Raw genomic sequence first — 19,894 nt, 5'->3', positions numbered from 1 at the left:
CCTGCATCTACAGGCGCCATCGTGTTTTTCGCATACTGGCTGCACACCAACCCATGCGAGGAACACATGAAGTCCACCGCCCTGAAAGCAGTCTCCGCCGCCGCGCTCCTGATGCTGGCCGGCGCCGCCTCTGCCGCCCCCACCCTGGTCCAGGACGTGCGCGTCTTCGACGGCGAGCGCGTGCACGAGCGCCGCTCGGTCCTGTTCGACAAGGGCGTCATCGTCGACGCCGACTTCCGCGGCGCGGCCCCAAGCGGCACGCGCATCGTCAGCGGCGCGGGCCGCACTTTGCTGCCGGGCCTGATCGACGCGCACGTGCACGCCTTCCGCTACCTGGAGCTGCCGCTGCTGTTCGGTGTCACCACCCAGGTCGACATGTTCAACGACGTGCGGATCATGCGGGACCTGAGCGCGGCCATGGCGGCCGGGAAGAACAGCGGGCGCGCGGACATGTTCTCGGCCGGCACGCTGGCCACCGCGAAGGGCGGCCACGGCACCCAGTTCGGCATGCCGATCCCGACCCTTGCCACGCCGGCCGAAGCCCAGGCCTTCGTGGATGCGCGCATTGCCGAAGGCTCGCACTTCATCAAGATCGTGCTGGAAGACGGCCACGGCGCCCAGCGCATGAACAGCCTGGATATCGCCACCGCCAAGGCCCTGATCGAGGCCGCGCACCGGCGCGGCAAGCGGGCCGTCGTGCATGTCAGCACGCTCGAGAACGCGCGTGCCGCGCTCGAGGCCGGCGCGGACGGGCTGGTGCACCTCTTTATCGGCACCGACATCGCGGCGCGCGACGCGCAGGCGCTGGCGCAACTGGCCAAGGCCAGGCGCGCCTTCGTGATCCCGACTTATGTGGTGCTCGAGAGCATGGCGGGCGTGAAGACGGACGGACTGCTGGCCGATCCCACCCTCGCGGCACTGCTGGACAAGGAACAGCGGCAGCCGATGCGATCCAGCTATGGCCAGTCGCCCAGGCCCGACCTCTTGGCGGCGCCCAGGGCCGTCATCGCCGCCATGCACCGTGCCGGGGTGCCGGTGCTGGCCGGCACCGACGCCGGCAACGCGGGCACCCAGTACGGCATCAGCATGCACCATGAGCTGGCGGCGCTGGTCGCGGCCGGAATGCGCCCGGGTGCGGCGCTGGCGGCCGCCACCAGCGCACCGGCGCGCGCATTCGGCCTCGGCAAGCGCGGGCAGGTGGCGAAGGGCTACAAGGCCGACCTGCTGCTGGTGGAGGGCAACCCGCTGGCAGACATCGCCAGCACCCGCCGCATCGTCGAGGTCTGGAAAGATGGCGAAAGCGCCGAGCCGCTGCGTGCAAGCCAGCGCGAGCGGGTGGCCCAGGAAAACGCGGCGCCCGGTCTCGCGCCGGTAGCGCTGCCGGCGGATGGGCGCATCAGCCTGTTCAGCAAGGAGAAGCTTGCCAGTCCCTTCGGCATGGGCTGGTCCGCGACCCACGACGGCATGATGGGCGGCGCCTCGAGTGCGACGCTGGAACTGCTTCCCGTCGAAGCCGGCGCCCCGGCGGCGCTGGCGGTGACGGCGCGCGTGGTGAAGGCGAACTTCCCCTATCCGTGGGCGGGGCTGGCCTTCGGGCCGGGCGCCGGGCCGATGCAGCCGGCCAACCTCAGTGCGGCGAAGACGATTGCGTTCCGGGTGCGTGGCGACGGCAAGCGCTATGCCCTCAGCATGATGTCGCGTGGTACCACCATTCCGGCCAGCGTGCCCTTCACCGCCGGCGCCGACTGGAAAGAAGTGTCGGTCCCGCTGAGCAGCTTTCCCGGCATCGATCCATCCCTGCTGACCATGATAGGATTCAATGCCGGCCCCGAGCCTGGCGACTACCGTTTCGAGATCGCCGACGTGCGCCTGCTGGACCGCTAACCCGACCCGCTTCACGACATGAACAAGATCAGACAGGTGCTGGCGGGGCCGTGGCTCCCGCCGGAGCAGGGCAGGATGCCGTACTTCTGGCTGCTGAGCCTGGCCTACATGGGCTGGAAGTACGCCTATGTCCCTCCTGGTGCAGGGGAGCTGGCCCTGCTGGTGCTGACGCTGGCCGTGTTCGTGCCGCTCTACCTTGCAAGCTTCCGGGCGCGCGGCCGGCAGGTATTCGTCTTCATGCTGGCTGCCTGCCTGCTGGGTGCCGCCTGGGTGCCCTGGAACCCGGGCGCAGCCACCTTCTTCATCTTCGCCTGCGCCATGGCGGCCGGGATCGCGACAATGAAATACGCCGTGGCCGCGATCGTGGCCGTCATCGTGCTGGCGCTGCTGGCCTCGCTGCAGACGAGCGGGAATATGCGCTTCATGTTCCTGATGCCGATCCTGACCGTCGGCCTGCCGGTGGGCACGGGCGCCTTCATGGATGCGCGCCTGCGCCGCTCGCGCCAGGAGCTGATGCGCAAGCAGGAAGAGGTCGAGCACCTGGCCACCATCGCCGAGCGCGAGCGCATCTCGCGCGACCTGCACGACCTGCTCGGGCATTCGCTGTCGCTGATCGCGCTGAAGGCCGAGCTGGCGCGCAAGCTGGCGCACCGCGACGCGGATGCCTGCGCGCGCGAAGTGGGCGACATCGAAACCAGCGCGCGCCAGGCCCTGGCCGAAGTGCGCGCCGCGGTGACGGGCTATCGCGAAAAGGGCCTGGCCCATGCGCTGGCGAGCGCGCGGGCCAGCCTGGCGGCGGCCGACGTCCGGCTGGAGGAAAACGTGGAGCGCTTCGCACTGGCGCCGGCCGCCGAGAACGTGCTGGCGCTGGCGCTGCGCGAGGCGGTCACCAACGTGGTGCGCCACGCCGGCGCGCGCCGCTGCAGCGTGTCCCTGGGCCTGGAACAGGGCGTGGCGGTGCTGCGCATCCTGGACGACGGCAAGGCGCGCAGCGAGGCCGACATCCGGCACGGCAACGGCTTGTGCGGCATGCGCGAGCGCGCCCAGTCGCTCGGCGGCAGGCTGGCGCTGCGCGTCCGCGCCGGTCTCGAACTCGAGCTGCGCGTCCCTGTCGGAGTAGCCTCATGATTCGCATCCTGCTGGCCGAAGACCAGGCCCTGGTCCTGGGCGCGATGGCTGCGCTGCTCAGGCTCGAGCCGGATTTCGAGGTGGTCGGCGCCGCCACCAACGGCAGGGAAGCCCTCGCCATGTGCGAGCAGCTCCAGCCCGACATCGTCCTGACCGACATCGAGATGCCCCTGATGACCGGGCTGGAACTGGCGGCCGAGCTGAAGGAGCGCCGCTTGCCGCCGAAGCTGATCGTGGTGACCACATTCGGGCGCAGCGGCTACCTGCGCCGCGCCCTGGAGGCGGGGGTGCGCGGCTACCTGCTGAAGGATGCGTCGGTGGATTCCCTGGCGGCGGCGATCCGCGCGGTGCACGGCGGCGGACGCGCGATCGCGCCCGAGCTGGCGCTGGAAAGCTGGAGCGGCGGCGCCGATCCGCTCACCGAGCGCGAACGCCAGGTGCTGCGCCTGGCCGGGGAAGGGCGCTCCAGTTCCGACATCGCGCGCCAGGTGCACCTATCCGAAGGGACGGTGCGCAACTACCTGTCCGAAGCGATCAGCAAGCTGGGCGCCGCCAACCGGGTCGACGCCTATCGCATGGCGCGCGACGCCGGCTGGCTGTAGCCGCTCTCAAAGGTGGTGCACGACGGACAGGCGCGACTGGCGGCCTTCGCGGGCGCGCACGCGGCCCGCGCTCGGCCCCTGCAGCATCAGGAGGGTCAGCGCGAGCGACACGATCAGGGTGAAGCCGAGCAGCGCCCCGCTCAGCCACATGGCGGTCGGTTCGGCGCTGTCCCACAGGATCGCGCTGCCTGCCACGAAGGTGAGCAGCAGCGCCGCGGCCGACATCCGGCCCAGCGCGGGCGAGCGCTTGATGCGGTGGCCGGTCATGCCGATGAAGAAGAAGCCCGACGCAGCCAGCAGCATGGCCGCCAGCAGGGCGGCGGAGCGCGACACTTCAGGCGCGGAAGCGCCGTTCGGGAACAACACCACCGGAGGCGCCACCAGCACCAGGATCCCGGCCATCAGGCAGGCCAGACGCAAGAAGATCATTCGACTTTCCTCGTAAATTCGTTGTAATAACAACTCAGCAATACGAGACGATATCGAATTTATAATTGTTGCGGCGCGCGAATGAAGTTCAGTGACTGACGCTTTTCGAGAACAGGTTGATCACGGCCACCCCCGCGATGATCAGTCCGAGTCCGGCGATGGCGGGCAGGTCGAGGCGCTGACCGTAGACGAACCAGCTGATCAGCGAGATCAGCACGATGCCGACCGCCGACCAGATCGCATAGGCGATTCCCGTAGGCAGCACGCGCAGGCTGAAGGTCAGCAGGTAGAAGGACAGGGCATAGCAGCCCACCGTGACCAGGCTGGGGATCGGCCGGGTAAAGCTGTCGGAGGCCTTGAGCGCGGTGGTGCCGATGACCTCCGTGACGATGGCGAAGGCGAGGTAGAGATAGGCTTGGGACTGGGTCATGCGCCCATCATACAGGGCGAGCGGCCGGCGCCTGTGGGCACGGGCCGCTGCCTGGGGATTACTGCTCGCGGACCCAGGTCTGCGAACGGCCGAACATCGGCGCGCCGATGTAGCCGCGCACTTCCAGCTTGCTGCCGTTGTCCTTCAGGGCCGCCTTGCTCTTGTAGGTCTTGCCCTTGGACGGATCGAGGATCTCGCCGCCGGTGTACTCGTTGCCGTCCTTCTTCAGGCCGGACAGGATGGTCATGCCGATGATCGGCTGGTCCTTGCGCGCGCCTTCGCAGGCGGTGCATTTCGGGTTCTGGTCCTGGTCGGCCGGGCGGAACAGTTTTTCGATCTTGCCGGTCAGGACGCCGTTCTCTTCGGTGATGCGTACGAGGGACTTCGGCTTGCCGGTTTCGTCGTCGATCGTTTTCCAGGTGCCTGCGGCCGAGGTGTTCTGGGCCATGGCAGCCGGTGCGGCGAGGATCAGGGCAATCAGGCTTGCCTGCATCAGTTTACGCATTGTGGGTCTCCATTGTTGTTGTCTGACGGGACCAGTGTAGCAAACTGTATTCACGGCCGGGTCATCGAAATCCGAGGAAGTATTCGAATTGGATGGCTTCCAACAAAAAACGCGGCCGAAGCCGCGTTTTTCGTTTGGCGATGCCGAATCAGGCCGCCGGCAGCTTGGCCAGCTGCTCCTGCATCTTGGCCAGCGTCGCCGAGAAGTTCGCCACGCGTTCCTTCTCCTGCTCCACCACCGCGGCCGGTGCGCGCGCCACGAAGCTTTCGTTGGCCAGCTTGCCGCTGGCCTTGGCGATCTCGCCCTGCAGGCGCGCGATCTCCTTGGAGAGGCGCTCGCGCTCGGCGGCGACGTCGATCTCGACCTTCAGCATCAGCTTGGTGGTGCCGACGATCGACACGGCGGCCGGCGATTCCGGCAGCGCGTCGACCACCTGCACCTCCTGCAGCTTGCCCAGTGCCTGGATGTAGGGGGCGAACACCGCCATGCGGGCGCGGTCTTCCTCGTTGCCCGGCTCGACGATCAGCGGCACGCGCACCGACGGCGACAGCGACATCTCGCCGCGCAGGTTACGGGTGGCGTCGATCAGCGCCTTGAGCTGTTCCATCCAGGCTTCCGCCTCTTCGCTCACGAACGAGGTATCGGCCAGCGGATAGGGCTGCAGCATGATCGAATCGCCGGTCTTGCCGGCCAGCGGCGCGATCGCCTGCCACAGGGCTTCGGTCACGAACGGGATGATCGGGTGCGCCAGGCGCAGCACCACTTCCAGCACGCGCAGCAGGGTGTGGCGGGTGGCGCGCTGCTGCGCTTCCGTGCCCTGCTGGACCGAGACCTTGGCCAGTTCCAGGTACCAGTCGCAGTATTCGTACCAGACGAAGTTGTAGATGCTGCTGGCGATGTTGTCGAAGCGGTAGTCGGCAAAGCCCTTGGCGATATCGAGTTCGACGCGGTTCAGCAGCGAGACGATCCAGCGGTCGGCCTGCGACAGGTCTTCCGGATTCGGCTGTCCGCAGTCCTTGCCTTCCGTGTTCATCATCACGAAGCGGGTGGCGTTCCACAGCTTGTTGCAGAAGTTGCGGTAGCCCTCGCAGCGGCCGAGGTCGAAGTTGATGTTGCGGCCCAGCGAAGCGTAGCTCGCCATGGTGAAGCGCACGGCGTCGGTGCCGAAGGCCGGGATCCCTTCCGGGAATTCCTTGCGGGTGGCCTTGGCGATCTTCTCGGCGGCGCGCGGGTCCATCAGGCCGGTGGTGCGCTTGGCCACCAGCGACTCGACGTCGATGCCGTCGATCAGGTCGATCGGGTCGAGCGTGTTGCCCTTCGACTTGGACATCTTCTGGCCCTGGCTGTCGCGCACCAGGCCGTGCACGTACACGGTCTCGAACGGCACCTTGCCGGTGAAGTGAGTCGTCATCATCACCATGCGGGCAACCCAGAAGAAGATGATGTCGAAGCCGGTCACCAGCACCGACGAGGGCAGGAAGTGCTTCATGTCCCGGGTTTCTTCCGGCCAGCCCATGGTCGAGAAGGGCACCAGGGCCGAGGAGAACCAGGTATCCAGCACGTCGTCGTCGCGGCGCAGCGCCCCAACGACGCCCTGGGCCGCGGCCTTGGCTTGCGCTTCTTCCTCGGTGCGGGCGACCACGATCTCGCCGTTCTCGCCGTACCAGGCCGGGATGCGGTGGCCCCACCACAGCTGGCGCGAGATGCACCAGTCCTGGATGTTGCCCAGCCACTGGTTATAGGTGGTGGTCCAGTTCTCGGGCACGAACTTGATCTCGCCGTTGGCCACCTTTTCCAGCGCCACGTCGGTGATCGACTTGCCCGGGTTGAAGGTGCCTTCCGGCGCCGGCTTGCTCATGGCGACGAACCACTGGTCGGTCAGCATCGGCTCGATGACGACGCCGGTGCGGTCGCCGCGCGGCACCATCAGCTTGTGCGGCTTGACTTCGGCCAGCAGGCCTTGCGCTTCCAGGTCGGCGACGATCTGCTTGCGCGCGGCGAAGCGGTCCAGGCCCTGGTACTGGCTCGGGCCGTTCTCGTTGATCCTGGCGTCCAGGGTGAAGATGTTGATCGGCGCGAGATTGGCGCGCTGGCCGACCGCGTAGTCGTTGAAGTCGTGGGCCGGGGTGATCTTGACGCAGCCGGTGCCGAATTCCTTGTCGACGTAGCTATCCGCGATCACCGGAATCTGGCGGCCGGTCAGGGGCAGGTTCAGCAGCTTGCCGACCAGGCTCGTATAGCGCTCGTCGGTCGGGTCCACCGCCACGGCGACGTCGCCCAGCAGGGTTTCCGGACGGGTGGTGGCGACCGTGAGGTGGCCCGAGCCGTCGGCCAGCGGGTACTTGATGTACCACATCGAGCCGTCTTCTTCCTGCGAATCGACTTCCAGATCCGACACGGCGGTACCCAGCACCGGGTCCCAGTTGACCAGGCGCTTGCCGCGGTAGATCAGGCCCTGTTCGTACAGGCGCACGAAGACTTCCGCCACGGTTTTGCTGCGGCTTTCGTCCATCGTGAAGTATTCGCGCTTCCAGTCCGGCGAGGTGCCCATGCGGCGCATCTGGCCGGTGATGGTGTTGCCCGACTTTTCCTTCCATTCCCAGACCTTCTCGACGAAGGCTTCGCGTCCGAGGTCGTGGCGCGAGATCTTCTGCGCGTCGAGCTGGCGCTCCACCACGATCTGGGTGGCGATGCCGGCGTGGTCGGTGCCCGGGATCCAGGCGGTGTTGTAGCCGCGCATGCGGTAGTAGCGGGTCAGGCCGTCCATCACGGTCTGGTTGAAGGCATGGCCCATGTGCAGGGTGCCCGTGACGTTCGGCGGCGGCAGCTGGATGCTGAACGACGGCTTGCCGTCTTCCATGGTGGCGGTGAAGTAACCGCGCTGTTCCCACTCGGTGCGCCAGTATTGTTCAATGTCTGCGGGCTCGAAAGACTTGGCAAGTTCCATGATGTGGTCAACTAAAAAATTGTGCGAAAAGAACCATTATAGAGTAGATGCGGCTATAATCCGCCCCGCTGCGTTCCGGAAAGCCGGGCGCGGCACACGCTAGGGGTCCTGCTGTCGCAAACGCGACACGCGGGTGAGAAATACCCTCCGAACCTGATCTGGATAATGCCAGCGAAGGGAAGCAGTCAGAACACGGCCCAGGGCGCGCACGCGCCTGCCTGGCCGATCCTGGCACACTCCTTTGCTGGCTCCGCAAAGGAGCCACATGAACGCACCGCTCAAATTCGACGCCGCGACCGCCACGGTCGACCAGGCAGCCATCGAACCCTTCCCCAACTCGCGCAAGGTCTACATCGACGGCAGCCGGCCCGACATCCGCGTACCAATGCGCGCCATCTCGCAGTCGCCGACACCCGACAGTTTCGGCGGCGAGGAGAATCCGCCGCTGTTCGTCTACGACACTTCCGGACCCTACACCGATCCGGCGGCCAGCATCGACATCCGCCGCGGCCTGGGTACGCCGCGCACGCCGTGGATCCTCGAAAGGGGCGATACCGAGGAGTTGGCGGGCCCCACTTCCGACTACGGCAAGGCGCGCCTGCTTGACCCGGCGCTCACTGCCCTGCGCTTCGAGCTGCAGCGCACCCCGCGCCGCGCCCGCAGCGGGCGCAACGTCACCCAGATGCACTATGCGCGCCAGGGGATCGTGACCCCCGAGATGGAATTCGTCGCCCTGCGCGAGAACCTGCGCCGCAAGGAATACCTGGCTTCGCTGGTCGATTCCGGCCCCATGGGCGCGCGCGTGGCCAGCCTGCTGTCGCGCCAGCATCCGGGGCAGTCCTTCGGCGCCAGCATCCCCGCCGAGATCACGCCCGAGTTCGTGCGCGACGAAGTGGCGCGCGGCCGCGCCATCATCCCGGCCAACATCAACCACCCGGAAATCGAGCCGATGATCATCGGCCGCAACTTCCTGGTGAAGATCAACGCCAACATCGGCAACTCGGCGGTGACGTCCTCGATCGGCGAGGAAGTGGAAAAGATGACCTGGGCGATCCGCTGGGGCGCCGACAACGTGATGGACCTGTCGACCGGCAAGCACATCCACGAGACGCGCGAATGGATCATCAGGAATTCGCCAGTGCCGATCGGAACGGTGCCGATCTACCAGGCGCTGGAAAAGGTCGGCGGCAAGGCCGAGGAACTCACCTGGGAGATCTACCGCGATACGCTGATCGAGCAGGCGGAGCAGGGCGTCGACTACTTCACCATCCACGCCGGCGTGCGCCTGGCCTATGTGCCGATGACGGCCAAGCGCCTGACCGGCATCGTCTCGCGCGGCGGTTCCATCATGGCCAAGTGGTGCCTGGCGCATCATCGGGAATCCTTCCTGTACACGCATTTCGAGGAGATCTGCGAGATCATGAAGGCCTACGACGTGTCCTTCAGCCTGGGCGACGGCCTGCGCCCCGGCTCGATCTACGACGCCAACGACGAAGCCCAATTGGCCGAGCTGAAGACCCTGGGCGAGCTCACGCAGATCGCCTGGAAACACGACGTCCAGACCATGATCGAGGGCCCCGGCCACGTGCCGCTGCACCTGATCAAGGAGAACATGGACCTGCAGCTGGAGCAGTGCAGCGAGGCGCCGTTCTACACCCTGGGGCCGCTCACTACCGACATCGCGCCCGGCTACGACCACATCACCTCGGGCATCGGCGCCGCTACCATCGGCTGGTACGGCACCGCCATGCTGTGCTACGTCACGCCCAAGGAGCACCTGGGCCTGCCCGACAAGAACGATGTCAAGGACGGCATCATCACCTACAAGATCGCGGCCCACGCGGCCGACCTGGCCAAGGGCCACCCTGGCGCCCAGCTGCGCGACAACGCCCTGTCGAAAGCGCGCTTCGAATTCCGCTGGGCAGACCAGTTCAACCTCGGCCTCGACCCGGACAAGGCGCGCGCCTTCCACGACGAGACCCTGCCCAAGGAGTCCAGCAAGGTGGCGCACTTCTGCTCGATGTGCGGCCCGCATTTCTGTTCGATGAAGATCACGCAGGAGGTGCGCGAGTATGCCGCCGCCAGCGGGGTGGCCGAAGGAGCCGCGCTGGCGAAAGGCATGGAAGAGAAGGCGATCGAGTTCGTGCGCGGCGGCGCCAAGCTGTACCGGGAGGTCTGATGACGGAGATCGAACTGAACGGCGCCCTGTACCAGGTGCCGGCCGGCGTGTCGCTGCTGGACCTGGCCGGCCAGCTGGGCCTGGCCGAGCAGGCGGTGGCGGTGGCGGTCAACCGCGAAGTGGTGCCGCGCCAGCAGTGGCCGCAGCGCCGGCTGCAGGCCCGCGACAAAGTGGACATCGTGCGCGCCATCGGTGGCGGTTGAAAACAAGGAGATGACAATGAATGCAATCGTAGAGAACGACTTCCTGACCATCGCCGGGCGCCAGTACGCTTCGCGCCTGCTGGTCGGCAGCGGCAAGTACCGCGACCTGGCGCAGACGCGCGACGCCACGCTGGCAGCCGGCGCCGAGATCGTCACCGTGGCGATCCGCCGCGTGAACATCGGCCAGGACCCGAACGCTCCCAGCCTGCTCGACGTGCTGCCCCTGGAGGAATTCACCATCCTGCCCAACACGGCCGGCTGCTACACGGCCAAAGATGCGATCTACACCCTGCAGATGGCGCGCGAACTGCTGGGCGGGCGCAAGCTCGTCAAGCTGGAGGTGCTGGGCGACGAGAAGACCCTGTTCCCGCAGATGCCCGAAACGCTCAAGGCGGCGGAGGTCCTGGTGCGCGACGGCTTCGACGTGATGGTCTATTGCAGCGACGACCCCGTGCAGGCCCGCATCCTGCAGGAGATCGGTTGCGTCGCCGTGATGCCGCTGGCCTCGCTCATCGGTTCCGGCATGGGCATCCTGAATCCCTGGAACCTTTCGCTCATCATCGAGCAGGCCACGGTGCCGGTGCTGGTCGATGCCGGCGTCGGCACGGCTTCGGATGCGGCGATCGCGATGGAGCTCGGCTGCGACGGCGTGCTCATGAACACCGCGATCGCGGCCGCCCATGATCCGGTGCGCATGGCGCGCGCGATGCGCCACGCCGTCATCGCCGGGCGCGAGGCGCGCCTGGCGGGGCGCATGCCGAAGCGCTTCGCGGCCTCGCCCTCGTCGCCGCTGCAGGGCATGGCCACCTGATGGTGCCGACCGTGCTCGTGTTCGCCGGGCTCGACCCCGGCGGCGGGGCAGGGCTGGCGGCGGACATTGCCGCCATCGGCGCCCTCGGCGGCCACGCGCTGCCGGTGGCGACGGCCCTGACCGTCCAGGACAACAACCGGGTTCACGAGGTGCACCCGGTCGACGCCGGCCTGGTCCTGCGCCAGGCCGAAGCGCTGGTCGATTCCTTCGGCATCGACGCGGTGAAAATCGGCATTCCCGGCAGCCGCGAGAACGCGGCGGCGATTGCCCGGCTGCTGCGCCGGCTGCGCGCGTCCGCCCCGGCGCTGCCGGTCGTGCTCGACCCGGTGCTGGCCAGCGGCCACGGCGACGCGCTCGGCAAGGGCAACGCCATCGCCGCGCTGGCCGAGCTGCTGCCGCTGGCCACCGTGCTGGTGCCGAACCTGCCGGAGGCGGCGGCGCTGGGGGCGCTGCCCTGCGAGCACGTGCTGCTCACCGGCGGGCATGGCGAGGGGGACGTCGTCGTCAACCGCTGGCTGCAGGGCGGGATGGAGCAGCGCAGCTGGCGCATGCCGCGCCTGCCGCACAGCTACCACGGCAGCGGCTGCACGCTGGCCGCCGCCATCGCGGCGCGCCTCGCGCTGTGCGACCCGATGGCGCAAGCGCTCGAGCATGCCCAGGACTACTGCCATCAGACGCTGGCGCATGCCTTCCGGATCGCGCCCGGACAGCGCATCCCGCGCCGCATCCTGCAAGCCCACTGAGAAAGGATCATCCTTGAACAAGCACTTCATGCGGGGGCTCTACCTCGTCACCCCGGACTGGGACGACACCGGGCGCCTGCTCGCGGTCACCGACCTCGCCTTGACTGCTGGCGCATCCCTGGTGCAGTACCGCCATAAAAGCGCCAGCCCGGCCTTGCAGGCCGAGCAGGCCGCAGCCCTGCTGGCGCTGTGCCGCAGCCACAAGCGGCCGCTCGTGATCAACGACCACATCGACCTGTGCCGCGACCTCGACGCCGACGGCGTGCACGTCGGCGGCACGGACATGTCGGTGGCACAGGCGCGGGCCCTGCTGGGACCGGGCAAGATCGTCGGCGCCTCGTGCTACGGCGAGTTGAAACTGGCCGAGAACGCCCAGCAAGACGGCGCCAGCTATGTGGCCTTCGGCGGCTTCTATCCCTCCCCGGTCAAGAAATACAGCTTCGTCACGCCGCCCGAACTGGTCGAGGTCTGGCGCGACCGCGTGGCCCTGCCGATGGTGGTCATCGGCGGCATGACCCCGCTGAATGCGGCGCCGCTGGTGCGGCGCGGCGCCTCGATGGTGGCGGCGATCACGAGCGTGTACGCGGCGGCCGACCCGGCGGCGGCCGTGCGCGACTTCTGCGCGCTGTTCCGGCACGCCTGAACTTACAATGGCAGCGTTGCCACTCTTGCCATACCGACCATGCGACCGCTGCGCCTGCTCATCCATACCAGCCGCCACCCCTCGGCCATCCTGCTGCTGGTACAGCTGCTCGGCATGCTGTTGTACCCCTTTATCGAGCACGAACCCGCCGGGCATACGGCCTTCAACGTGTTCGGCATTCTGGTGCTGTCGCTGACCATCCGCATGGTGCGGCGCACGCCTGGCGAGACCCGGATCAGCGTGGCGCTGGCGGTGCCGATCGTGATCCTGCTGGCGCTGCAGACCTTCTACGACCTGCGCGGCACGCTGCTGCCCTGGTCCTCGGCGCTGGAAGCGCTGTTCTACTTCTACGCCGCCGGCAGCCTGATCGCCTACATGATGGAAGACCGCCGGGCCACCACCGACGAGCTGTTCGCCGCGGCCGCCACCTTCACGCTGCTGGCCTGGGCGTTCACCCACCTGTTCCTCATGGTGCAGGAGCTGCAGCCGGGCACCTTTGCCGCAGCCGTCAACGGCGACGCGCCGCGCTCATGGAGCGAGCTGAATTACCTGAGCTTCGCGCTGTTGTCGAGCACCGGTATCGGCGACGTGATTCCGCTCACCGTCCATGCGCGCGCCCTGTGCAGCGTCGAAATGCTGGTCGGCCTGATGTACCTGGCGGCCGTGGTGGCGCGCCTGATCGGCTTCACGACCCAGGGCAGGGTCAGCCGGCGCGGTCAGGATGCGCAGCGCGAGCCCTGGGACAAGGACTAGCTCCCGGTTTCAATGCCAGTAGTCGGCGTGCCGCCGCCGTAGTTGCGTGAGGTCCGGCGGGAAGTCCAGTGCGCGCTCGGACCGCGCCATGGCGAGGGCGGCTTGATGCAGGGCCGCGGCGCGCATGTGCGCACTGCCGCAGCGACCAAGTTCGCCCAGCACGCGCTGCAGGCGCGCCGCTACCTCGACCAGACCCGCGCCGTCGCGTGCGATGGCCGGGAACGCATCCTCGAACATGTCGTCGACGGGAAGCACAGGTGCGGCGACCCGGTCGTATTCGGGATCGGCCGGCTCGGCAGCCCGGGCCCACTCGGCAAACAACCGGTGCAGCGAACCCAGGATACCGATGGCCGTGCCCGGATCATTAATGCCGGGAGACAAGGCGCGGCAGGCGATCTCGGACAGCACGACCAGGCCGAAACGCGGGTCGTCGTCGAACTGGCGCAGGGGGCCGATGATGAAGGCTTCGCGCAGACGCGCCGCCTCGATCGGTCCGCTGTCGGGCCCATCGGGCAGCACATAGCCGAGCGGGCGCGAAGGAACGATCATTGCGCCGGGAAGGACGGCCAGCGTGATGTTCAGCTTGCATTTGGCGGCGTAGCGCTGCAAGGCGTTCATGTGGATGCGTTGCAGGTAGCCGCTTTGGTCGGCGTGAAAGGCCAGGCCGCGGGTCGGACCAGTAGCGGCGATGCCGCCCAGGCAAGGGCGGCGCTTGCGCTGTGCCAGGGCCGTTGCGGTCGCCTGCTCGACCTTGTCGATGACGGCGCCCAGCCGGCCGAGCCGCGCGATACTGTCGACCCAGCGCACGAAGACCACGATGACCACGATCAGGGCCGACAAGGTCAGCACGAACAGGGTAAAACGGCCGGCCTTGCCGAAATAATCGTTGGTCGTCGCGCTGAGCGCCACGATGGCGAAAATGAAGGCGCCGACGAACATCGACAGCGCATTCTGGGAAACGTCGTCCGCCACCACCAGTGGAAAGGCGCGCGCAGTGGCCGATTGCCCAGTCGAGGCGTAGGCCGACACCATCGAGGCAACCGCGAAGGTGGCGACCCCGAGCATGCTGGCGGCAATAATCTTGAGCAGGTCGACGATGGACCCCTGCGCGATTTCAGGCACCTTCCAATCGATCGGAATGGCGTCGGCGACATGTGCCAGCAGCACGCCGGCAATTGACAGGACACAGGCGATCAGCGGCTTGACCCACAAGCGTTCGCGCAGTCGGTTCAACAGGAATTGCAACTGTTCGCGCATAGGCCGGCAATCGGAGGGGACAGGACAGGACAAAGCGTAAACGGATTTGGCCCCGCGGTCGGTTCGCTTGGGAACATATTCCGGACACGCTGCCAGACATATGCATCGAAAAGCGCCCCCCGTGGATTGACCATATGCGGCCGAGCATGCGATATTGCTTTTCTTGCCACTTCCATGAAAGCACATTGCATGCGCCTTCACACGACCAAGCTCGTATCCGCTCTCGTATTCGCGTTCGCCGCAGCCGGCTGCGCCCAGATTTCCACCAACACCGCCACCATCTCGCCGGAGGCGCTGCGCACCCACGTGCAATACCTCTCCTCCGACCAGCTCGAAGGCCGCGGCACGCCCTCGCGTGGACAGGACCTCGCCACCGACTACATCGCGGCCCAGTTCCGCAAGGCCGGCCTGGAGCCGGCCGGCGACGACGGCTACTTCCAGACCGCGACCTGGCAGTATGCCGAGCGCAAGGCGGACGACGTGAGCCTGACGGTGCTTGCCGGCGGCAGCAGCATCGCGGTGCCAGGCGGCGGCGCGACCGGCAACTTCCTCGATCCGGTCACCTTGGCGGCCACGCCGGCGGTGTTCATGAGCTGGAAGGATGCGCTGGACAACAGCGACGCCGCCAACGGCAAGGTGCTGGTGGTGCCGGCCCCGCCGGTGCCGCGCGCCGCGCGTCAGCTGCAGGAAAAACTCAAGAGCAAGCCGCTGCTGGTCGTCATGATCGACCGCGAGCGCCGTCATGGCGCCGGCACCGGCGGCTGGCTGATCGATCCGGAGCAGGCTGCGCCGCAGGGCGCGGTGCCGGCTCAGTTGCCTGTCCTTGTGCTGCATGCGGCCGACGCCGCGGCGGCGCTGGAGAAGGGCGGGGCAAGCGTCACGGCACGCGTGGCCGCTCCGAGCATCCGCCCGGTCAAGCTGCGCAACGTGGTCGGCGTGCTGCGCGGTTCCGATCCGGTGCTGAAGAACACCTACGTCCTGATGACGTCGCACCACGACCACGTCGGCATCCGCGACGGCGAGGTCTACAACGGCGCCAACGACGACGCCAGCGGCGTGGTGTCGCTGATCGAAGCCGCCAACGTCCTGGCCGCGCGCAAGGAGCGTCCGCGCCGCAGCATCGTGTTCATGACCTTCTTCGGCGAAGAACTCGGCATGCTGGGCTCCAAGTACTATGCGCTCCACCCTTTGTTCCCGCTGAAGGACACGGTGGTGAACATCAATCTCGAGCAGACCGGACGCACCGACGACAGCGAAGGCAAGCAGCTCAATTCGATCGCCATGACCGGCTACGATTTCTCGACCCTCGGCGACATGCTCAAGAACTCCGCCGAGCGCACGGGAGTGCGCCTGTGGAAGCATGCGGCCTTCAGCGACGCCTTCTTCTCGCGCGCCGACAACCAGTCGCTGGCCGACGCCGGCGTGCCGGCGCACACCCTGTCGGTGGCCTACGGCTTCTCGGATTACCACGGCAAGGACGACACCTGGGACAAGCTCGACTACGACAACATGGCGCGCGTCACGCGCATGCTGACCGAAGGCGTGTACGACATCGCCAACGCGACCGAGCGCCCGACCTGGACGGCGGCGCCGAAGGCGGCCAACTACGCCGCCAAGGGACGCGCGCTCACGGCCGGCGAGGCGCCGGCCAAGTGAGCGGCGGCGCGGTCCTGGTGCGGCGTTTGCTGGCGGACGAGTGGCAGGCCTACCGCGCGATCCGCCTGCGCGCGCTGGCGGATGCGCCCGAGGCCTTCGGCAGCACGCTGGCGCGGGAAGAGGCGCTGCCGGACGATACCTGGGCGACGCGCGTGGCGCAGTCGGCGGTCTCCGGCATCGATTGCGCGCTGGTGGCGCAAGTGGAAGGCCAGCTCGCCGGCCTGCTGTGGGCCAAGGTCGATGCGCAGGATGCCGCCCGGGTGAATTTGTTCCAGATGTGGGTGGCGCCGCAATGGCGCGGCCGCGGCGTGGCAGCGGCTTTACTCGACGAGGCGCTCGGCTGGGCGAGAGCGCGTGGGACCCGGATCGTGCACCTGGGCGTGAACAGCGAGAATGCAGGCGCACTCAGGTTGTACGAGCGTGCCGGCTTCCAGCCGATCGGCGAGCCCTACCTGATGCGCGAGGGCGCCGCCCACATGGAACAGGAAATGCGCCTGCTCCTGGACGGCGCAGCATAAAAAATGGGGCGCCCGGAGGCGTCCCATTGTCATTGCAGCGTCAGGGCTTAGTTACCGCAGCCCAGCGAAGCGATGCGGTCGCGTGCGGCCTTGGCCTGCACCAGGCCGAAGCCGTACTTGGTGTCGCGGCCGGCGGTGCCCAGGTCGAGCGCGCTCTTGGTGAGCGAAGCGCGCATCTGCGCGGCGGTACAGGTCGGGAAGTAGCTCCACACCAGGGCGGCGACGGCCGACACGTGCGGGGTCGCCATCGAGGTGCCGTCGAAGTAGGCGTAGTTGCTGGCCTTGATGCCGACCGTCGCGCTCTGGCCCAGCTGCTGCTTCATCGCCGCGCCTTCGGTATCGGTCGCGGTGACCGACGGGATGCTGGTCACGGTGGTGCCCAGGGTGCCGCCGAAGGCGCCTGCCACGTTGTTGTACACCACGGCGCCGACGCCGCCGCTGTTCTGGCAGTTGCTGACCTTGACCGCGAAGTCCACGGTGCCGCGCTGGATCAGGCAGACCTTGCCCGAGACGGCGGTGTTGACCTTGTCGCCGATGCCGAAGTCGGCCAGCGGTGCGGTGGCGGTCTTGACCGGCGAGCCTTCCATCGCGCCGGGGGCATAGATGCTGCTGCCGACGGTCAGGACGGCTTCCTGGCCGGTGCCCATCGGCACGGTCGACAGGACGCTGACGCCGGGACCGGCCAGTTCGACGCTGCTGTTGTACTGCGAGAAGGTGGCCCACTGCTTGTTCTCGTCGACCGCCCCGACCATGATCACGCTGGCGTAGCCGGCAGGATAGGAAACCACCGTATTGCCGTCGTTACCGGCTGCAGCCAGGCTCAGGACTCCTTTGGAATACAGGGTGTCGAAAGCTTTCTGTTCGGTGGTGCTCTTGCGCCCGCCGCCCAGCGACATGCTGATCACGTTGGCGCCGGCGGCGCCGCACTTGTTGGCGGCCGAGGCCAGGGTCGAGGAATAGGCCCAGCCGTCCTTGCCGAACACCTTCACGATGTGCAGCTTGAGCTGCTTGTTGGCGGCCACGCCGACCACGCCGGTGCCGGCGTTGTTGATGGCGGCGATGGTGCCGGCCACGTGGGTGCCGTGGCTGTTCTCGTCGGTGTACCACCAGCCGGTGCCGGCGTCGTATTCGCCGGTGACCGGGTTGGCCGACAGGTCTTCATGGTTGCGATCGTAGCCCGAGTCGATGATGCAGACCTTGCGGTTGGCGGCGCTGGCGTCCGACAGCAGGTCGGCCTGCACCTGCTTGATGCCGTACGGGACCAGCTGGCCCGATGCGTACGGGGTGCCGGTCGACGGCGAGGTGAGCGCGAAGGGCTTGCGGATCACGTCTTCTTCGATGTATTCGACGTTCGGGTTGTTCTCCAGTCCTTTCAGCGCGACCGCCGGGACCTCGATGGCCATGGCGTTCATGCCGAAGATTTCGTGCTTGACCGAGCCCTTGGACGCTGCCACCGCCGACTTCACCTTGGCAGCGGCGCCCGGCTTGAAGGCGACGATGACGCGGGTGGTGTCGGGAGCTGAGGCCTGCGCGTTGCCGAACACGCCGGCAGCTACCAGGGCTGCCAGGCAAACGCGAAGGGAGGATGCGCGAGTGTTTTTGTCTACCATGTATCTTCTCCGTTTGAAAACAAAGTTATTGCGCCTCGGCTCTGTAGGCTTCGTGCGCTGTTGTGCCACCTCATGGGTGGTGAAATTAGTGTATTTCAAAAGCTTGTATATATGCATACCGAGTTCAACTGTGCGCAGGCAACACTTGATCAGGCACAGCTCGCTACCGATCGTCCATACAAGCCGTCTGTACAACGTGGTATCGTTTCTCCCAAATATCCGCAGCAAATGTACCGTCTGAACCATCCAGCGTGAGCAAACGCCAAGGCGCGCCACGCGCACGCCCACTCCTTGTTATCATTTCAAACTTTACGGCGTTGCAATCCGGCGGCGTCCGACGCTCGGTTCAGGAAGGAAAACATGAAGACCAAGGCTGCAGTTGCATGGAAGGCGGGCCATCCGCTCACGATCGAAGAAGTCGAACTCGAAGGCCCGAAGGCCGGCGAGGTGCTGGTCGAGGTCAAGGCGACCGGCATCTGTCACACCGACTACTACACGCTGTCCGGCGCCGATCCGGAAGGCCTGTTCCCGGCCATCCTCGGCCATGAAGGCGCGGGCGTGGTGGTGGACGTCGGCCCGGGCGTCACCAGCCTGCGCAAGGACGACCACGTCATTCCGCTGTACACCCCGGAATGCCGCCAGTGCAAGTTCTGCCTGTCGCAGAAGACCAACCTGTGCCAGGCGATCCGCTCCACCCAAGGTCGCGGCCTGATGCCTGATGCGACTTCGCGCTTCTCGCTGGACGGCAAGCCGCTCTACCACTACATGGGCACCTCGACCTTCTCGAACTACATCGTGGTGCCGGAGATCGCGCTGGCCAAGGTGCGTTCGGACGCGCCCTTCGACAAGATCTGCTACATCGGTTGCGGCGTCACCACCGGCATCGGCGCGGTGATCTTCACGGCGAAAGTGGAGGCGGGCGCCAACGTGGTCGTGTTCGGCCTGGGCGGCATCGGCCTGAACGTGATCCAGGCGGCCAAGATGGTGGGCGCCGACAAGATCATCGGCGTGGACCTGAACCCGGAACGCGAAGCCATGGCGCGCAAGTTCGGCATGACCCACTTCATCAACCCGACCAAGGTCGAGAACGTGGTCGACAGCATCGTCCAGCTGACCGACGGCGGCGCCGACTACAGCTTCGAATGCGTCGGCAACGTCACCACCATGCGCCAGGCGCTGGAGTGCTGCCACAAGGGCTGGGGCCAGTCGATCATCATCGGCGTGGCGGCGGCCGGCCAGGAAATCTCGACCCGTCCGTTCCAGCTGGTGACGGGCCGTGTGTGGAAGGGCTCCGCCTTCGGCGGCGCGCGCGGCCGCACCGACGTGCCGAAGATCGTCGACTGGTACATGGAAAACAAGATCAACATCGACGACCTGATCACCCACCACCTGCCGCTCGAGCGCATCAACGAAGGCTTCGACCTGATGAAGTCGGGCGAGTCGATCCGCTCGGTCGTGGTCTTCTGATACCCGCCGTCCGGCATCCTCGACGCGGCCTCCGGGCCGCGTTTTTTTTTCATTCTGCACACCGAGGGTCAGGTCTGACATTTAGACACGAGCTCGAGCATTGATACGTTGTATTGCTCAGTCCGTGTC

The 19,894-nt window shown here is 66.9% G+C and carries 18 protein-coding genes and 1 riboswitch; of the genes, 12 read left to right on the top strand and 6 right to left on the bottom strand.

Annotation, left to right across the window (positions count from 1 at the left end):
• The first annotated feature begins 66 nt into the window (after positions 1–66).
• From B2R83_RS12465 to B2R83_RS12455, 3 genes are read left to right on the top strand one after another with little or no spacing between them, the layout of a single operon-like run.
• On the top strand, positions 67–1,884 hold the full coding sequence (locus B2R83_RS12465) for a CIA30 family protein (protein WP_292041661.1): 1,818 nt from the start codon (positions 67–69) through the stop codon (positions 1,882–1,884).
• A gap of 18 nt (positions 1,885–1,902) precedes the next feature.
• The gene (locus B2R83_RS12460) at positions 1,903–3,012 is read left to right on the top strand and encodes a sensor histidine kinase (RefSeq protein ID WP_292041659.1); all 1,110 of its coding nucleotides are present in this window, start codon (positions 1,903–1,905) and stop codon (positions 3,010–3,012) included.
• A complete protein-coding gene (locus B2R83_RS12455) occupies positions 3,009–3,614 on the top strand; it encodes a response regulator transcription factor (protein WP_292041656.1) in 606 nt (201 codons plus the stop codon). The genes B2R83_RS12460 and B2R83_RS12455 overlap by 4 nt, the downstream gene beginning before the upstream one ends.
• Before the next feature lie 6 nt (positions 3,615–3,620).
• On the opposite strand, the gene B2R83_RS12450 is transcribed toward B2R83_RS12455, so the two are convergent.
• The 4 genes from B2R83_RS12450 to B2R83_RS12435 form a co-directional block, all read right to left on the bottom strand.
• Positions 3,621–4,043, bottom strand: a complete 423-nt coding sequence (locus B2R83_RS12450; protein WP_036210498.1) for a hypothetical protein — start codon at positions 4,041–4,043, stop codon at positions 3,621–3,623.
• An 88-nt stretch (positions 4,044–4,131) separates the two neighbouring features.
• A complete protein-coding gene (locus B2R83_RS12445) occupies positions 4,132–4,473 on the bottom strand; it encodes an SMR family transporter (RefSeq protein WP_209589615.1) in 342 nt (113 codons plus the stop codon).
• Positions 4,474–4,531: 58 nt separating this feature from the next.
• Positions 4,532–4,978, bottom strand: a complete 447-nt coding sequence (locus B2R83_RS12440) for a DUF2147 domain-containing protein (RefSeq protein ID WP_027865786.1) — start codon at positions 4,976–4,978, stop codon at positions 4,532–4,534.
• Between the two features lie 148 nt (positions 4,979–5,126).
• On the bottom strand, positions 5,127–7,925 hold the full coding sequence (locus tag B2R83_RS12435) for a valine--tRNA ligase (protein WP_292041649.1): 2,799 nt from the start codon (positions 7,923–7,925) through the stop codon (positions 5,127–5,129).
• Positions 7,926–8,016: 91 nt separating this feature from the next.
• Positions 8,017–8,122, top strand: a riboswitch (TPP riboswitch).
• Between the two features lie 68 nt (positions 8,123–8,190).
• Here B2R83_RS12435 and thiC point away from each other — a divergent pair.
• The 6 genes from thiC to B2R83_RS12405 are packed head-to-tail and all read left to right on the top strand — an operon-like array spanning position 8,191 to position 13,257.
• Positions 8,191–10,104 (top strand): phosphomethylpyrimidine synthase ThiC, encoded by a 1,914-nt coding sequence (gene thiC, locus B2R83_RS12430; RefSeq protein ID WP_027865784.1) that lies wholly within the window; start codon positions 8,191–8,193, stop codon positions 10,102–10,104.
• Positions 10,104–10,307 (top strand): sulfur carrier protein ThiS, encoded by a 204-nt coding sequence (thiS, locus tag B2R83_RS12425; protein ID WP_209589612.1) that lies wholly within the window; start codon positions 10,104–10,106, stop codon positions 10,305–10,307. Before thiC ends, thiS begins: the two co-directional genes overlap by 1 nt.
• 16 nt (positions 10,308–10,323) lie before the next feature.
• The gene (locus B2R83_RS12420) at positions 10,324–11,118 is read left to right on the top strand and encodes a thiazole synthase (RefSeq protein WP_292041645.1); all 795 of its coding nucleotides are present in this window, start codon (positions 10,324–10,326) and stop codon (positions 11,116–11,118) included.
• On the top strand, positions 11,118–11,861 hold the full coding sequence (gene thiD / locus B2R83_RS12415) for a bifunctional hydroxymethylpyrimidine kinase/phosphomethylpyrimidine kinase (protein ID WP_292041642.1): 744 nt from the start codon (positions 11,118–11,120) through the stop codon (positions 11,859–11,861). Before B2R83_RS12420 ends, thiD begins: the two co-directional genes overlap by 1 nt.
• A gap of 28 nt (positions 11,862–11,889) precedes the next feature.
• A complete protein-coding gene (gene thiE / locus B2R83_RS12410) occupies positions 11,890–12,504 on the top strand; it encodes a thiamine phosphate synthase (RefSeq protein ID WP_292041736.1) in 615 nt (204 codons plus the stop codon).
• Between the two features lie 39 nt (positions 12,505–12,543).
• Complete coding sequence (locus B2R83_RS12405) at positions 12,544–13,257, top strand: ion channel (RefSeq protein ID WP_292041640.1); 714 nt, start codon at positions 12,544–12,546, stop codon at positions 13,255–13,257.
• A 9-nt stretch (positions 13,258–13,266) separates the two neighbouring features.
• Here the strand turns inward: B2R83_RS12405 and B2R83_RS12400 are convergent, their stop codons facing one another.
• Positions 13,267–14,490: a DUF2254 domain-containing protein gene (locus B2R83_RS12400; RefSeq protein ID WP_292041638.1), complete on the bottom strand. Its 1,224-nt coding sequence runs from the start codon at positions 14,488–14,490 to the stop codon at positions 13,267–13,269.
• 213 nt (positions 14,491–14,703) lie between these two features.
• Between B2R83_RS12400 and B2R83_RS12395 the strand changes: the two genes are divergently transcribed.
• Together B2R83_RS12395 and B2R83_RS12390 are read left to right on the top strand one after the other, a co-directional pair.
• Positions 14,704–16,170, top strand: coding sequence for a M28 family metallopeptidase (locus B2R83_RS12395; RefSeq protein ID WP_292041636.1), 1,467 nt, complete (start codon positions 14,704–14,706; stop codon positions 16,168–16,170).
• Positions 16,167–16,688 carry a GNAT family N-acetyltransferase gene (locus tag B2R83_RS12390; protein WP_292041634.1) on the top strand — a complete coding sequence of 174 codons (522 nt, stop codon included), beginning with the start codon at positions 16,167–16,169 and terminating at the stop codon, positions 16,686–16,688. The genes B2R83_RS12395 and B2R83_RS12390 overlap by 4 nt, the downstream gene beginning before the upstream one ends.
• Positions 16,689–16,735: 47 nt before the next feature.
• Here the strand turns inward: B2R83_RS12390 and B2R83_RS12385 are convergent, their stop codons facing one another.
• Positions 16,736–18,298, bottom strand: coding sequence for a S8 family serine peptidase (locus B2R83_RS12385; protein WP_292041632.1), 1,563 nt, complete (start codon positions 18,296–18,298; stop codon positions 16,736–16,738).
• Between the two features lie 360 nt (positions 18,299–18,658).
• Here B2R83_RS12385 and B2R83_RS12380 point away from each other — a divergent pair, with 360 nt between their 5' ends.
• Positions 18,659–19,765, top strand: coding sequence for an S-(hydroxymethyl)glutathione dehydrogenase/class III alcohol dehydrogenase (locus B2R83_RS12380; protein ID WP_027865775.1), 1,107 nt, complete (start codon positions 18,659–18,661; stop codon positions 19,763–19,765).
• Positions 19,766–19,894: the final 129 nt, after the last annotated feature.

Origin of the sequence: Massilia sp. UBA6681, from assembly GCF_002454935.1 — a bacterium.
Classification (GTDB): domain Bacteria; phylum Pseudomonadota; class Gammaproteobacteria; order Burkholderiales; family Burkholderiaceae_D; genus Telluria; species Telluria varians.
The sequence above is the reverse complement of the archived record's forward strand: the minus strand, read 5'-3'. Positions and strand labels throughout refer to the sequence as shown.

What these genes read in the sequence shown, in the direction of transcription:
- B2R83_RS12465 (WP_292041661.1), top strand. Translation starts at nt 67, where the DNA reads ATGAAGTCCACCGCCCTGAAAGCAGTCTCCGCCGCCGCGCTCCTGATG.
- B2R83_RS12460 (WP_292041659.1), top strand. Translation starts at nt 1,903, where the DNA reads ATGAACAAGATCAGACAGGTGCTGGCGGGGCCGTGGCTCCCGCCGGAG.
- B2R83_RS12455 (WP_292041656.1), top strand. Translation starts at nt 3,009, where the DNA reads ATGATTCGCATCCTGCTGGCCGAAGACCAGGCCCTGGTCCTGGGCGCG.
- B2R83_RS12450 (WP_036210498.1), bottom strand. Translation starts at nt 4,043, where the DNA reads ATGATCTTCTTGCGTCTGGCCTGCCTGATGGCCGGGATCCTGGTGCTG.
- B2R83_RS12445 (WP_209589615.1), bottom strand. Translation starts at nt 4,473, where the DNA reads ATGACCCAGTCCCAAGCCTATCTCTACCTCGCCTTCGCCATCGTCACG.
- B2R83_RS12440 (WP_027865786.1), bottom strand. Translation starts at nt 4,978, where the DNA reads ATGCGTAAACTGATGCAGGCAAGCCTGATTGCCCTGATCCTCGCCGCA.
- B2R83_RS12435 (WP_292041649.1), bottom strand. Translation starts at nt 7,925, where the DNA reads ATGGAACTTGCCAAGTCTTTCGAGCCCGCAGACATTGAACAATACTGG.
- thiC (WP_027865784.1), top strand. Translation starts at nt 8,191, where the DNA reads ATGAACGCACCGCTCAAATTCGACGCCGCGACCGCCACGGTCGACCAG.
- thiS (WP_209589612.1), top strand. Translation starts at nt 10,104, where the DNA reads ATGACGGAGATCGAACTGAACGGCGCCCTGTACCAGGTGCCGGCCGGC.
- B2R83_RS12420 (WP_292041645.1), top strand. Translation starts at nt 10,324, where the DNA reads ATGAATGCAATCGTAGAGAACGACTTCCTGACCATCGCCGGGCGCCAG.
- thiD (WP_292041642.1), top strand. Translation starts at nt 11,118, where the DNA reads ATGGTGCCGACCGTGCTCGTGTTCGCCGGGCTCGACCCCGGCGGCGGG.
- thiE (WP_292041736.1), top strand. Translation starts at nt 11,890, where the DNA reads ATGCGGGGGCTCTACCTCGTCACCCCGGACTGGGACGACACCGGGCGC.
- B2R83_RS12405 (WP_292041640.1), top strand. Translation starts at nt 12,544, where the DNA reads ATGCGACCGCTGCGCCTGCTCATCCATACCAGCCGCCACCCCTCGGCC.
- B2R83_RS12395 (WP_292041636.1), top strand. Translation starts at nt 14,704, where the DNA reads ATGCGCCTTCACACGACCAAGCTCGTATCCGCTCTCGTATTCGCGTTC.
- B2R83_RS12385 (WP_292041632.1), bottom strand. Translation starts at nt 18,298, where the DNA reads ATGGTAGACAAAAACACTCGCGCATCCTCCCTTCGCGTTTGCCTGGCA.
- B2R83_RS12380 (WP_027865775.1), top strand. Translation starts at nt 18,659, where the DNA reads ATGAAGACCAAGGCTGCAGTTGCATGGAAGGCGGGCCATCCGCTCACG.